Consider the following 15,044-nt stretch of genomic DNA (forward strand, 5'->3'; position numbering starts at 1 on the left):
CCCTTGCCTACCTTGCGTCCAAGAGTATTGCCACTGTGGATAAGGCAATCGAGACCGCTATCGCAGCCAAGGAATACACGACAACCAAGATGAACGATGTGAAGCTGCTCCCACTGAGCAACCATTCTCTGCTGTCCTATTTCAGTAGCCGACGGATAGACATCACCATTGGCAGGATGTATTGCAGGGAGATACACTACAAGGTTGAGCAAAAACATTACTATGGCATTGCCTTTGGCAATCTGAGTGAAGGACATGAGGTGCGCAATCCCTATTTCAAGGGCTGCATCGGGCATAAGGACATCACCCTGCTTGCCCATACGTTCAACGAGTGGCAAAACGGTTGTCTGGTCTTTGAGGGCTTCATGGACTTCCTTGCTTATATGACCCTCGTTAAACAGCAAGACCGATGGTTTGTCGTTGAAAGCCCTTGCGACTATATGATACTGAACTCAGTCGCCAACCTCAAACAGGCATTGCATTACCTTGACCGTTACACCCACATCCATTGCTTCCTCGACAACGACCAGGCAGGACGCAAGACGGTTGAGAGCATCAGCAATGTATTCGAGTACAGGGTGACGGACGAGTCCTTCAGATATGCCGACTACAAGGATGTCAACGACTATCTGATGAGGAAGAAACGAACGGCATCTGAATGACATTATAAAGACGAAAACACCATCATTTGATGCAAAAATGGCTCAAATGCATTGAAATTACATATCAAATCTGCACTTTTTCGCCCAAACATGCTTGATTCTCAATTATTATCCTTATTTTTGCATCGTTTTAATACATTATTAAAATGTAGCAGAATGGAATTGAAAAAAGAAATAAGGATATTGGGCAGACGCTTTGAGGTGGAACCTCGTGCCAAGGAAAGCCTGAAAGGCATCACGGTTGGCGAGAAACTCTCATACCGTTTCTATGATGGCACATACCAAGGCACGCCCCTGCTGTTCGTTGAGCCCAAGAAGGGCAATCCCTCTCCACGGACTTGCGCCATCACGGGCAAGCGGTTGACCGAAGCCCTGGGACTGCCTGCGGTGTTTATCCTTGCGCCCGGACCCACCTACGAGCGACACAGACTGGCAGACAAAGGAGTCTTCTTTGTCATGTCCGAGGAATATGCCCATCTGCCAGGCATCATAGCATTGGAGAAGACAAGCAACAGGAAGATTGCCGAAGTATTGACCCCTGTGGCGCAATACATACTACTCTATCACCTACAGGTGGGCAGTATTGAAGGAATGTCGCCAAGGGATATTGCACCGTTGCTTCCATATTCTTACGAAAGCGTCACGTTGGGTGTCACCTGTCTTGAAGATGTAGGACTGTGTCAAAAGATTCAGAACGGACAGCGCAGCAAGGTGGTACACTTCGAGTTGAAGGGCAAGGAACTGTGGGACAAGGCTCAGAACGTCTTGCTGTCACCTGTGGAGAACCGCATCTTTTGCGATGACATACGCTTGGATGCGGAATACCCCGTATGCGGCATCAATGCCCTGGCACATTATTCCATGCTTAATCGTGACCGGGAAGAGATGATAATGATGACAAGCAAGGAATATCGTGCCGTCAAGTCGGCTGATGTCATGGAGAATCCCAACATCTATGACGGCAACTATATCATAGAGGTATGGAAATACCCTGTTGTCAGCAAAATGGGCGACAAAAGCCAGTGGGTTGATCGCCTTTCCCTTGTCCTTTCGTTGAGAGATGATGATGATCCGAGAGTAGAAAAAGAAGTAGAACGAATAATCAGTGAACAGAAATGGAAGGATTAGTCAAGTTCCGTGAAGCATTTGCGGAATACTCAGAAAACTATGTGGTGATAGGCGGAGCAGCCTGTGACATCACCATGACCAATACCGTGGTGCGTCCACGCGCCACACACGACATCGACATGATAGTCATCGTAGAGAACATGACCGAGGCTTTCGCCAATCGCTTCTGGCAGTTTGTGCGGGAGGCTGGCTATCGACCTGAAAAGAGGAAACAGGAGGCTGGTGAGCCACCAAGGTATGAAATGTATCGTTTCCTTGATGGTAAAGACGGCTATCCCGAGATGATAGAACTGCTGTCACGCCACCCCGACGTGCTTGGAGAGCCAAAGGGATTTGTCATAGAACCTATCCCGACCGATGAAGATGTGTCGAGTCTTAGTGCCATCATCATGGACGATGATTACTATCACTTTACTATCGCACACAGCCAACTGACTGATGGCATACGCCATGCCAATTCCGCTGCCTTGATAGCACTGAAGGCAAGAGCCTACCTAAATCTCATGGCAGACAAGCGGGACGGCAAGCATGTGAACACCAAAGACATCAAGAAGCACCGTTCGGACATCCTGAAAAATGTGGTCATAATGACTGAGGACAACATTGAGGCTCCTGCTTCAATAGTGGCATGTATAAGGGAGTTTGTCGCCTCCATCAGAGCCGACTGGTCAACTCTCGCAGAACCATTGTCAAAGTCACTCGGTCAAGACGAGGCATTTGTGACCGGACTGTTAGATCAACTGGATGAATTGTTTATAGAAGCATGACCAATATGAAGATACAATACGCATCCGACCTGCATCTGGAGTTTGCCGACAATTGGCGGTATCTGAAAGCCCACCCCTTGGAGGTGACGGGCGACATACTGCTGCTTGCCGGCGACATCGGCTATCTCGGCGATGACAACTACTCCAAGCATCCCTTTTGGGACTGGGCATCGGAGAACTACAAGGAGGTGCATTGCTGCATGGGCAACCATGAGTTCTACAAATATTATGATGTGGCGACACTGCCCGACGGCTATCTCTTGGAGGTACGTCCCAATGTATTCAGCCACTACAACGGTATTGCGAGGATTGGCGACACCGACATCATCCTCTCCACCCTTTGGTCGAGGATTCCTTTGGAGGACGCTTACTTCACCGAGCAAGTGATAAGCGACTTCCGCCGTATATTATATAAAGGTGAGCTGATGACCCATGCCCAATTCAATGCTGAGCATGAACGTTGCCTCACCTTTATCAAGGATGCAGTGGCATATTCGCAAGCAGCCCATAAGATTGTTGTCACCCATCATGTACCATCGTTCCGTATGCTCCACCCAAAGTTTCAAGGCAGCAAGGCAAACGTGGCGTTCACCGTAGAGTTGGAGGACTATATCACCGATAGCGGCATAGACTATTGGATATACGGACATTCGCACACCAACATCGATGCCAGGATAGGCAACACCCAATGCTTGTCCAACCAGTTGGGCTATGTTTTCTCTAACGAACATCAGGACTTCTCCCATGGCAAGTACCTGACCATATAGCCATCCACATTTTTTTCATCCACCCTCTTTACAAGCTCTTCCCTATCGGAAGGGCTTTTTTTGTGCCTTTCGAGTTTGATTTTTGAGTATGATTGCGAGTGTAATCAAAATTAGAGTTAAGATTTGGCTCCGCGGAAAGTCATTTCGGTTTAAGATTGAAGAAAAGGTAGTTCCTTTGCATCGGCAATAAGCCAAACCATAGTAAAATCAAACTTGAAAATATGAAGTCATTTGTAATATTCGCCATTGTCGTGACCATAATCTATGTCATCTACTATACGGTCATCATCGTGCAGGATCTGTACGGAAAGCCCAAGGACGAGAAGTCACAGGGCGAGTCGTTTGATGTCAGTGACATGACCGACGAGGAAGAGTCGATAGCGGTCAGCGAGAGCGACGGTGGTTTCAGCGTAGGCGACAACCAATATGAGACAGCCTACGAGGAGAAGCAGCTTGCAGAGCCTACAGAGGAGGCAGCCGCCACTGCGGAAGAGAGCAAGCCTCATGTGCTTGAAAAGATACAAAGCGCAATCGAGAAGAAGATGGAGGAAGTGAATACCACCTATTCCGACCCCATGTATTCGGAAGAATTGAACAACACCATCATCGCCCGCGGTCTTCGTCACAATGGACGTGACATGGTCAAGGTGGAATCACTCAATAATGAGATATGATGTCAAAAACAAGAAGTGCATTTCTATCATTATATGCCGCTTTAACCCCAGCTCTGGCCAGTGCTAAGTGTGGCAACGTGGACTACAGCTGGGGAGCGGACGCACTTGCGAGTGCCCATGACTATGCCGTGACGATGATGCTCTATATCGTTTATCTGTGCTATGCAGTGGCGGGCATCGTGGTCATAGTCAGCGCCTTGCAGATATATATAAAGATGAATACGGGCGAAGAAGGAGTGAAGAAGAACATCATGATGCTGGTGGGAGCCTGCCTGTTCCTCATAGGAGCGACCATCGTCTTCCCCGCTTTCTTCGGTTATCAGATTTGAGATACAGGTGATACGAGATAAGATAACTCAAAGTGTAACAAATTAAAAGGTAAAAAGAATGTTTGAAAGGATTAACAAGAAGGTGAAGGGATTCTTCTCTTCACAGCGCATGAAAACGCTCGCCCTGATGTTGCTTGTCGGCACCACCGCAGCAATGGCACAGAACGCAGCCGGCGACTACTCGGCAGGAACGACCGCGCTTACCACAGTGACGGAGGAGATTGCCAAGTATGTACCTATCGTGGTGAAGCTCTGCTATGCCATTGCAGGTGTCGTTGCAATTGTCGGAGCCATAAGCGTTTACATCGCCATGAACAACGAGGAACAGGACGTCAAGAAGAAGATCATGATGGTCGTCGGCGCATGTATTTTCCTCATTGCAGCAGCCCAGGCACTGCCTCTGTTCTTCGGCATTGGAGGTTAAACGCAGCGTGAGATTGTGAGTATGTAGAACGTTAAAACACTGACAGTTATGGCAGATACAAAGCAAGAGCGTTTTCCGGATTATCCCATTTTCAAGGGACTGCAACGTCCATTGGAGTTCTTCGGGTTGCAGGGACGCTACATCTACTGGGCGGCAGCCACCGCAGGAGGAGCCGTTGCGGGTTTCATCCTCGGCTACTGCATCTTCGGTTTCGTGGCAGGACTCGTGCTGCTAGTCCTCGCCGTAGCTGTCGGTGGCGTTCTCATCGTCATGAAGCAGCGCAAGGGCTTGCACAGCAAGAAGAGTGACAACGGCATATTCATCTATGCCTATTCAAAGAAAGTGTAAAACAAAAAAGAGAATCCATTATGTCCAAGTGGAAAGCTATCAATGATTGTAAGTGAATGGAGGTGGGGGCATCACGCATGAGGGTGCGCCCGCCTTTTTGCGATTAAAAAAGAAAAAGAACAATGACCCTATACATCATACTCATATTCTCAGCCATCTGCGTGGGCATGGCCATCAGTGTCAAGGCATTCGGCACGGGAGGGAAGCGCAAGCGCATCTTCCAGGACATCTACTTCTCCATCGAGGAAGTGGATGGCATCGGCGTGCTCTATACCAAGACGGGCGAATACTCCGCTGTTCTGAAGATGGAGAACCCTGTGCAGAAGTATTCCGCCAACATCGAGGCCTACTATGAGTTCACCCACCTCTTCGCCGCCCTTGCCCAGACCTTGGGCGAAGGCTATGCGCTGCACAAGCAGGACGTGTTTGTGAGGAAGGCATTCAAGGAAGAGAACGGTGGAAATCATGAGTTCCTGAGCGAGAGTTACTTCCGCTATTTCAACGGCAGACCCTTTACCGACAGCGTCTGCTACCTCACCATCACACAGGAGAACAAGAAGAGCCGTCTGATGTCGTTCGACAACAAGAAATGGCGTGACTTCTTGGTGAAGATACGCAAGGTGCACGACCAGCTGAGGGATGCCGGCGTGAAGTCCCGATTCCTCGGCAAAACGGAAGCCTGCGAGTATGTGGACCGTTTCTTCTCCATGAACTTCCGTGACAAGGTGGTGTCGATGACCAACTTCAAGGTCGATGACGAGACCATCGGCATGGGGGACCGTAGCTGCAAGGTGTATAGCCTTGTGGATGTGGATTATGCCAACTTGCCGTCGGTCATCCGTCCCTACGCAAATATCGAGGTGAACAACACCAGTATGCCCGTTGATCTCGTGAGCATCGTCGATAGCGTGCCCGGAGCCGACTGCGTGGTGTTCAACCAGATGGTGTTCGTGCCCAACCAGAAGCGTGAGCTTGCCCTACTCGACAAGAAGAAAAACCGCCATGCCTCCATGCCCAACCCCAGCAACCTGATGGCTGTAGAGGACATCAAGCGTGTGCAGGAGGTGATAGCCCGTGAGAGCAAGCAGCTCGTCTATACCCACTACAACCTCGTGGTGGCAGTGAGCGGCGACACCGACATACAGAAATGCACCAACCATCTCGAAAACTCCTTCTCGCGCATGGGCATCCACATCAGCAAGCGGGCCTACAACCAGTTGGAGCTGTTCGTCAACTCTTTCCCCGGCAACTGCTATGGCATGAATGCCGACTACGACCGATTCCTCACCCTCGGCGATGCCGCCACCTGTCTGATGTACAAGGAGCGCATCGTGCATAATGAGGACACCCCGCTGAAGATATACTATACCGACCGCCAAGGTGTGCCCGTAGCCATCGACATCACAGGAAAGGAGGGAAAGGAGAAGCTGACCGACAACTCGAACTTTTTTTGTTTGGGTCCTTCGGGCAGCGGCAAGTCGTTCCACATGAACAGCGTGGTGCGTCAGTTGTGGGAGCAGAACACCGACATCGTCATGGTCGATACGGGTAACTCGTATGAGGGACTCTGCGAGTATGTGGGCGGCAAGTACATCGCCTATACGGAGGACAAGCCCATCACCATGAACCCCTTCAACATCAGCAAGCGGGAGCTGAACATTGAGAAGATAGACTTCCTGAAGAACCTGATACTGCTGATATGGAAAGGCTCGGAGACGCAGATACCCGAACTGGAGTTCCGTGTCGTGGAGCAGTTGGTGACGGAGTATTACGATTTCTATTTCAACGGTGTGCAGCCCTATCCTTCCTCACAGAAGGAGACACTGAGAAAAAACCTCTCCACCATGGAGAAGCGGCGCGGCACGGAGCTGACGCAGATACACGACAAGGTGGAGAAACTCATCAAGGGACTGGAGGAACGGCGCATGGCATTGAGCGTGAAGACCCTCTCCTTCGACTCATTCTATGAGTTCGCCTGTGAGCGTCTCGACCAGATCTGCATCGAGAACAACATCACCACCATCGACTGCGACAACTTCGCCTATATGCTCCAAAACTTCTACCGTGGCGGCAAGTACGACAAGATTCTCAACGAGAACGTGGATAGCACCTTGTTCGACGAGACCTTCATCGTCTTCGAGGTGGATGCCATCAAGGAGAACAAGCAGCTCTTCCCCATCGTGACGCTCATCATCATGGACGTGTTCCTGCAGAAGATGCGCCTGAAGAAGAACCGCAAGTGCCTTGTCATCGAGGAGGCATGGAAAGCCATCGCCTCGCCGCTGATGGCCGAGTACATCAAGTACCTATACAAGACAGCCCGAAAGTTCTGGGCGAGCGTGGGCGTAGTGACACAGGAGATACAGGACATCATCGGCAGTCCCATCGTGAAGGAAGCCATCATCAACAACTCCGACGTGGTGATGCTGCTCGACCAAAGCAAATTTCGTGAGCGATTCGACGAGATCAAGGCGATATTAGGATTGACGGATGTGGATTGCAAGAAGATATTCACTGTCAACCGCTTGGATAACAAGGAGGGAAGAAGTTTCTTCCGTGAGGTGTTTATCCGACGTGGATCGACGAGCGGAGTGTATGGTGTGGAGGAGCCGCACGAGTGCTATATGACCTACACCACCGAGCGAGCTGAGAAGGAGGCATTGAAACTCTATAAGCATGAACTGAAGTGCAGACATCAGGAGGCTATCGAGCGGTATTGCAGAGATTGGGATGCCAGTGGCATCGGGAAGTCGTTGGCATTTGCGCAGAAGGTCAATGAGGCGGGGCATGTGCTCAATTTGACGGACGATGGAGCCACTCGCCGCTGACACGGCGAGCACGGGGGCTGATTGATGGAAACGGAAATCCCGGAATAGACGTAAAGCCCAGATGCCCGAAAGCAAAACTTTCGGGAACGGTGGCTGGGTAGTATTTACGATTAGTAGTAAATACGATTAGTAGTGAATACTACCAATAGTAAATACTACAAGTAGTAAAGTAGTGGAATAGTAGAAACTGAAAGTAGTAAAAACGTAAAGTAGTGAAGCAATGAGACGTTTATACCTTATTATAATATATATGTGTCTTACACTTGTCGTGGGAAGGGTTCATGCGCAGTATTACAGCGTGAACTACGACAAGCAGATCGTTGCCGCCATGGCTGCCGCATTCGGTGCTGGAGCTATGGCAGAGAGCTATTATAACGAGCAGGTGGGCGAAATCTTGAAGCACTACAATGCCGCAGAGGTTGCCACTGCCGGCATCTTCGCTGCCAAGTTCTTGGAGCGCAAGGCATTCACCGACCTCGGCATTTGGAGCAGTAGCACGGAGAACTACTATTACCGCCGCATCCACAATATGGTGGCGAACAAGATTATGCCCAAGATATGGACGGTGGCAGGAATGATGCTGAAAAGTCCGCAGACCGCCCTCTACTGGGGCAGTTACCTGATGAAGATATGCGCCGACACAAAGTCGCTGTGTATGCAGTTTGAGAGTGTCGTGACCAACAGTAGCTTGACCTTTGCCGACATTCAGTTCTTGGAAATCAACCAAGAGATAGCCGCCATCCTCAAACTCTCGGAGATAGGCAATGTAGATTGGCAGCAGCTGTTGGATGACATCGCCAGTGTGCCCGGCAACTTCACCGTGGAGAACCTCACCGCCGACATCGAGACGCTTTACAATATGGGAGCATCGTTGGCGACGGCAGGTATCAACGGGGCATCAGGCGCACTCTTGCAGCAGAGTGCCTTCAACGACCTTTTCAATGGCAAGGTGAGTAAAATCATCGACATCTATGACAACTACCATGACCTCTATGAACAGGCAGAGAACGGCATCGGCAGCACACTCCTTAGTCTGGTGGGTGGCGAGGACAACGTGGCAGCCCTCTTCGACCTCTCCAACTACAACATCACCTCGTGGATGACAGACTATCTGAGCGAGACGCAGGGCAACTACTATACACAGCGTTGGTACATTGCCCGACGAGACCAAGGCAGCGTAAGCCTCTGTGACTACTATCCGCCGACCGATGACAACAGTATTCTGAACGGTGACCATTGGTATCGTATCAACACCTCCGACCCCAACTTCTACCCTAACAGCACGCAGCGAGAGCAGATACTGGCCAACTCGGAGAACCATGCCGGATGGAGCCGCAGCCGTGTGCAGCAGCTCAACGCCCAGAGCGACGGCTTCACCTATACGATGAACTATTGGATGTCGTCGTACATCATCAGCCGTGGCGGCAAGCAGACCAAGAAGGCCTACGCCTACGAGATACACGTTACCAAGAGCTGGAACAACGTGGAAGAGGTGTATGAGGATGTCTTCGACTCCTACAGCATGGACTTGAATACCTTCAAGCGTCAGTTGCAGGCACGTCTCTCGGAGTATAACGACAACGAGGAGGGCTATGTCTATTACATCGGCAGTGACGCACGCCGTTACTATCAAGCCACCGATGCCGCCAAACTGAAGGGCGTGGAGAGCGTGACCATCAGCGTCACCTGTTCGGACGGTGTCACCCTCGGACAGGGCAGCACGCAGTACAAGTGCCGTGAGTGCGGCGGTTCGCTCAATGCCCACAGCAAGGAATGCGCCATGAGGACAAGCGTATCAGAAAATAATCTCGACCTATCGGAACTGGACGAGAAGGAACGTGAGGCGAATAGCAAGATAGCCCTGTTGGAGGCGCAGATAAGCCAGTTGGAGACAGAGAACAGGAACCTGCTCACGCAGATAGCCAATGCCTCTGTGGAGGAAGCCCCTGCCTTGCGGCAGCAACATAATGTCAACAAGACGAAGATAGACAACCTGAAGAAGGAATTGGCGACATGGCAGCAGCAGTTGGCAGACATACAGAATGCCAAGAGCGAGGCGGCTAACGACAATGCCACCTCCACCGATGACTACTACCGCATCCCTGCCATCATGCAGGATGTGAAGTCAGCCTACAATCTCACGTGGCAAGGTGCCGGTTCGTGGAACGGCTACACCTACGTCCGAACTGCCACCATGCCCAACATCAACGGCATTATCACCTTCAAGGCGACACTGTCCATTGCAAGGAAGCCCAAGTACTTCCTTGGCATCAAGATACACCGTGCGATACTGCAAATATCGTGGGAGCTGACCTCGGAATACACCGACACACAGGTGGTGGATGTGCTGACCCTTGACCCGAATGCCTCTGACGAGGAGAAGACGAGGCAGGTGAACAGCCGTATCTCGGAGATAGCCCAGGAGTTCCCGTCGTGCAGCATCACCACAGAATATGCCAAGAGCGAGGCAACCCAGACCGCCGACAATGACGATGTAATACACCTGCTCTGGTCGAGCGACCGTCTGGAGATAGCCCGTGAAGTAGATAGCCGTATCACCAAGATTTACGCCGACTTGGTATCATTAGAAAAAATGATGCACTACAAGCGCAGCATCATTGACGTGCTGAAGGACATTCTTCCTTCAATCGACGCAGACCAAGGTCGCAGAAGGACACTCATTGAAGAGTGCTACGAGCGATGGAGAGAGAATGCAGACCCTAACAGAGGGAATGGTGAAGATAACGAGAACGAAAACTGAGGGAGGAACGGAGAATGAGACATACCATCATCATAGCTCTCCTGCTGATTACCCTCTTCCCCAATACAGCCTTGGCGCAATGGGGATTCGATGCGGTATCGGTGGAAGCATACATCAACGACCACAAGAAGCAGCGCAGCCTCTTGCTGGCACGCAGCACTTTGGAGTACAGCAATCAACTGCTGCATGAATACAGCAGTGAAGAGGTGGGCAAATACAAGGAACTGAATGTGGATTTGGACAAATACACCCGGGCCTTCGACATCATCGATGTGATGTACCAGTCGTTGCGCACGGTGCTGAACGTGAAGAGCACCTACCAGACGGTGAGCGACCGCATCAGTGACTACAAGAACCTGTTGGAGGACTTCAATGATAAGGTCATCAAGCGGAAACACATCGAACTGGCTGACACGATGCTCATCAGCATCAACAAGAAAGCCATCGACAACATATACAACGAAGGAAGCCAACTCTACCATAGCGTCAACGACCTCGTGTTGTATGCCACAGGAGCGGCAGCCTGTTCAACTTCCGACCTGCTGATGGTGTTGGACAATATCAACAATTCGTTGGACCTGATAGAAAAACATCTGAACCAAGCCTACTTCCAGACATGGCGGTATGTGCAGCTGCGCATGGGCTATTGGAAGGAGAAGGTGTATCGGACGAGGACGAAGGAAGAGATACTGGAAGATGCCTTCAGCCGATGGAAAGTGGCAGGAAAACTTGACTATTGACGGATTGTAAACAAAAGAAGAACGGACATGAAGAAGACAATGATACTCATCATGGCGGTAGCAACCACCATCAAAGCCACAGCCCAGAGCGTGACCTACAACCACGACTCCTCCAAGCAGAACCAGATAACGGTGATGGAGACAGGTGGCGGTTCTCTCACCCCTGAGTTCTATTATTGGCTGTTACATAACAACTATAAGAAGACAGCGGCAGAGAAGAACAAGTTAGGTTTCCGCACTCTTGCCGGCATCAACCTCTACAACCAAGTAGATGATGCGGAGAAGATAGACTCTGCCCTCACCAAGCGTGCTGAGGTGGAAGCCTTGAACGTAGCCGACCGACAGATAGACCTCGCCTGGCTTGCCGAAAGCAGCAAGATCAACGGTCAGTTGGACAAGATGAAGGCGAACATAGACCATATCATCCCTACAGGAGGCACCATCAACGACAAGCGTCGGTGGGAGGAACTGTACAATATGTACCAGTGTGCCGTGAAAGCCACCAAGGATGCCTATATGCCCAATGCACAGAGAAAGCGGCAGTATCTTAGCATCTATGCCGACCTGACGACACAGAACGAGACACTACTGAAATACCTTGTGCAGCTCAACACCCAAAGCCAGACTACCGCCCTCTTGGCAGCCACCAACGACCGTGTAGTACATAAAGGCAGCATCATCAGCGATGCCAAGAGCCGTTGGCAGGAAAACATGAAGGGCGTGAGGAGCTCGACAGGCACTGACGGCGATGATGCCAACAGCGGTGAGGGTGAAGAAAGTGTGAACAGATAGAAATAAGGGAAGAGAAGAAATAATCACAAAACAGCATAGAGATATGAACGATATTCAGATTTTCAACAACGAGGAATTTGGAGCAGTCCGAACCACAGGAACACCAGAGCAACCCTTGTTCTGTTTGGCTGATGTGGCAAGAGTTCTTGGACTAAAAACCAGCAAGTTGGTACAACGACTTTCGGATGATGTACTTTCAAAGTACCCCATCTCGGATAGTCTTGGAAGAGAACAGGTTACAAACTTTATCAATGAAGACGGACTGTATGATGTCATCCTTGACAGTCGCAAACCCGAAGCCAAACGTTTCCGCAAGTGGGTGACATCGGAGGTGCTCCCCTCTATCCGCAAGCATGGTGCCTATATGACACAGCAGACCATCGAGAAGGCATTGGCAGAGCCAGACTTCCTGATACGGTTAGCAGTCAATCTGAAGGAAGAACGACAAAAGCGTCTGCTTGTCGAACAGGAGTGTGAACACCAAAGGACACGCATCGTTGAGTTGGGATCCAAGGTGGATGACCTGCAACAGGAGGTGACGGAGATGAAGGACAAGGTGAGTTACCTTGACATCATCCTTGCCACGAAGAGCAGTGTCCTGGTCACACAGATAGCACAGGACTATGGCGAGTCGTCCATCCGCTTCAACCGACGTCTGAAGGAGATGAACATCCAGTATCAGCGTGGCAAGCAGTGGATTCTGTATGCCGACTACAAGGACTGCGGTTATGTGACCAGCGAGACCTACCTCATTAAACACAAGGACGGTACGGAGGATGTGCGCATGAACACCAAATGGACACAGAAAGGTCGCCGCTTCCTCTATGAGAAACTGAAGAGCGTGGGAGTCATTCCTGTTATCGAAAGAACATAAAATAAAGAAATAGCTATGGAATCAATATCAAAAATACAGTTACGTCTCTATGCCGCCAAGAGGAAAAACGGCAAGTGGCAGTTGGAGATGTCAAGGATGCCGAAGCGAATCAGCGTTATCGGCAGGACACCCATCGTTGATGAGCATTATATGCCATCTGATTTAGAGGTAGTTTCAATGTCAAAGCTTCACAAATATGTCGGAAGTTACTACGGCAAGATTGTGAAGACCCTCAAAGAGGAAGGCATCATCACCAAGGAATATGGAATGTGGAAACTGCGTGAAGACCTTCAGGACAAGGGCATTGCGGTATATGTCACAGGCAGGATGCGCTGCTTCTACCACTTCTATCTGTCATGGACACCGAAAGGCATAGAGTTTATCAAAGAGATTATCAACAATAGAACCAGGCACTGATGGCAGACAACATACTCAGCGATTTCGGCATCAACATCCTCGAAGAGGAGATTGACGATGTGATATTCCAGACCAACGAGTTCCTGACCGATGCCACCTTCACAGGCTCACAAGGGCCGTTCTGGTGGATCCTCCAAATGTGTATGGCATTGGCGGCACTGTTCTCTATCATCGTGGCGGCAAGCATGGCCTACAAGATGATGGTGAAGAACGAACCGTTGGACGTGATGAAACTGTTCAAGCCCTTGGTGGTGAGCATCATCCTCTGTTGGTGGTACCCACCTGCTGACACAGGCATGACCAACAGCGGCAGCAGCTGGTGCGTATTGGATTTTCTATCCTATATTCCCAATTGCATCGGCAGTTACACCCACGACCTCTATGAGGCAGAGGCGACCCAAATTTCCGACAAGTTTGAGGAGGTGCAGCAGTTGGTATATGTCAGGGACTCGATGTACACTGACCTCCAGGCACAGGCAGACGTGGCGCATAAGGGCACATCAGACCCCAACCTGATAGAGGCGACGATGGAGCAGACGGGCGTGGACGAAGTGACCAACATGGAGAAGGATGCCAGCAAACTGTGGTTCACCTCACTGACGGCAGGGGCCGTGGTGGGCATCGACAAGATAGTGATGCTGATAGCCCTGATCGTGTTCCGCATCGGTTGGTGGGCGACGATATACTGTCAGCAGATATTGCTCGGAATGCTCACTATATTCGGTCCAATACAATGGGCATTTTCGTTGCTGCCCAAGTGGGAAGGAGCGTGGGCGAAGTGGCTAACCCGTTATTTGACAGTTCATTTCTACGGAGCCATGCTCTACTTCGTCGGTTTCTACGTCCTGTTGCTGTTTGATATTGTGCTCTGCATACAGGTAGAGAACCTGACGGCCATCACCGCCAGTGAGCAGACGATGGCAGCCTATCTGCAAAACTCGTTCTTCTCGGCAGGCTATCTGATGGCAGCGAGCATCGTGGCGTTGAAATGCCTGAACCTCGTGCCCGACCTTGCGGCATGGATGATACCAGAGGGCGACACCGCCTTCTCAACCCGAAACTTCGGCGAGGGCGTGGCACAACAAGCCAAGATGACGGCTACGGGAACCATGGCGACCGTGATGAGATAACATGTGAGTGTGCGGTGAGTCACCGCACCTCCTATTGAAACAAATAAAAGTAACCATCAAGAAAAATGAAAGCAAAAAATGAAATTGAGCGTTGGCTCAAAGATGAGAAATTCATGGCGTTTGCCAACAAGCGTGCAAAGGAAGAGTTTTTCAATTCCGAAAACAACTACATCGACCCACAGTATGAGGAGATGGCAGAAGGCTTTGAGGATAACGACGAGTATGTAGTGCCTATGGTAGATTACCTGAGTTATCGCTTGCATCGTGCCAAAATCTACAGAAATCGACGGAGACGTGAACGTGACATCTGGTGGGTGTGGATCCAACTGAAATACGAAGGCATCTACGTAGAGGCTTGCATCAAGTATTACGCCAAACTGGTGGAAGCAGTTGAGAAGGACAT

Annotated in this window: 16 protein-coding genes; all 16 read left to right on the forward strand. The window is 50.4% G+C overall.

Features of this window, described 5'->3' with window-relative positions; translation table 11 throughout:
* A partial coding sequence (locus ABUA47_RS12630) for a toprim domain-containing protein (protein WP_349831642.1) occupies positions 1-662 on the forward strand: 662 nt, incomplete at its 5' end.
* A 156-nt stretch (positions 663-818) separates the two neighbouring features.
* Positions 819-1,790 (forward strand): hypothetical protein, encoded by a 972-nt coding sequence (locus ABUA47_RS12635; protein ID WP_005812863.1) that lies wholly within the window; start codon positions 819-821, stop codon positions 1,788-1,790.
* Entirely contained in the window at positions 1,778-2,557 is a 780-nt protein-coding gene (locus tag ABUA47_RS12640; RefSeq protein WP_005812861.1) for a hypothetical protein, read from the forward strand. The genes ABUA47_RS12635 and ABUA47_RS12640 overlap by 13 nt, the downstream gene beginning before the upstream one ends.
* Complete coding sequence (locus ABUA47_RS12645; protein WP_007837351.1) at positions 2,554-3,324, forward strand: metallophosphoesterase; 771 nt, start codon at positions 2,554-2,556, stop codon at positions 3,322-3,324. Before ABUA47_RS12640 ends, ABUA47_RS12645 begins: the two co-directional genes overlap by 4 nt.
* A gap of 221 nt (positions 3,325-3,545) precedes the next feature.
* On the forward strand, positions 3,546-3,998 hold the full coding sequence (locus tag ABUA47_RS12650) for a hypothetical protein (RefSeq protein WP_005812857.1): 453 nt from the start codon (positions 3,546-3,548) through the stop codon (positions 3,996-3,998).
* A complete protein-coding gene (locus tag ABUA47_RS12655) occupies positions 3,995-4,327 on the forward strand; it encodes a DUF4134 domain-containing protein (RefSeq protein ID WP_005812854.1) in 333 nt (110 codons plus the stop codon). The genes ABUA47_RS12650 and ABUA47_RS12655 overlap by 4 nt, the downstream gene beginning before the upstream one ends.
* Positions 4,328-4,385: 58 nt before the next feature.
* Entirely contained in the window at positions 4,386-4,751 is a 366-nt protein-coding gene (locus ABUA47_RS12660) for a DUF4134 domain-containing protein (protein WP_007837354.1), read from the forward strand.
* Between the two features lie 48 nt (positions 4,752-4,799).
* Positions 4,800-5,099 carry a DUF4133 domain-containing protein gene (locus ABUA47_RS12665; RefSeq protein WP_005816074.1) on the forward strand — a complete coding sequence of 100 codons (300 nt, stop codon included), beginning with the start codon at positions 4,800-4,802 and terminating at the stop codon, positions 5,097-5,099.
* Between the two features lie 122 nt (positions 5,100-5,221).
* The gene (locus ABUA47_RS12670; RefSeq protein WP_008021336.1) at positions 5,222-7,927 is read left to right on the forward strand and encodes a TraG family conjugative transposon ATPase; all 2,706 of its coding nucleotides are present in this window, start codon (positions 5,222-5,224) and stop codon (positions 7,925-7,927) included.
* 220 nt (positions 7,928-8,147) lie between these two features.
* On the forward strand, positions 8,148-10,688 hold the full coding sequence (locus ABUA47_RS12675) for a hypothetical protein (RefSeq protein WP_005816117.1): 2,541 nt from the start codon (positions 8,148-8,150) through the stop codon (positions 10,686-10,688).
* 14 nt (positions 10,689-10,702) lie between these two features.
* Positions 10,703-11,428, forward strand: coding sequence for a hypothetical protein (locus ABUA47_RS12680; RefSeq protein ID WP_005816118.1), 726 nt, complete (start codon positions 10,703-10,705; stop codon positions 11,426-11,428).
* A gap of 27 nt (positions 11,429-11,455) precedes the next feature.
* Entirely contained in the window at positions 11,456-12,220 is a 765-nt protein-coding gene (locus ABUA47_RS12685; RefSeq protein ID WP_005816119.1) for a DUF5045 domain-containing protein, read from the forward strand.
* 43 nt (positions 12,221-12,263) lie between these two features.
* The gene (locus tag ABUA47_RS12690; RefSeq protein WP_005816120.1) at positions 12,264-13,094 is read left to right on the forward strand and encodes a phage antirepressor; all 831 of its coding nucleotides are present in this window, start codon (positions 12,264-12,266) and stop codon (positions 13,092-13,094) included.
* A 15-nt stretch (positions 13,095-13,109) separates the two neighbouring features.
* Entirely contained in the window at positions 13,110-13,511 is a 402-nt protein-coding gene (locus tag ABUA47_RS12695; protein WP_005816121.1) for a hypothetical protein, read from the forward strand.
* Positions 13,511-14,641 carry a hypothetical protein gene (locus ABUA47_RS12700; protein ID WP_005816122.1) on the forward strand — a complete coding sequence of 377 codons (1,131 nt, stop codon included), beginning with the start codon at positions 13,511-13,513 and terminating at the stop codon, positions 14,639-14,641. The genes ABUA47_RS12695 and ABUA47_RS12700 overlap by 1 nt, the downstream gene beginning before the upstream one ends.
* Before the next feature lie 65 nt (positions 14,642-14,706).
* Positions 14,707-15,044, forward strand: a 338-nt coding sequence (locus ABUA47_RS12705) for a hypothetical protein (protein WP_349831643.1), incomplete at its 3' end; no start/stop codon positions are given.

Origin of the sequence: Bacteroides sp. RTP31139st1_H2_RTP31139_211217, assembly GCF_040227615.1 — a bacterium.
Lineage (GTDB): Bacteria > Bacteroidota > Bacteroidia > Bacteroidales > Bacteroidaceae > Bacteroides > Bacteroides uniformis.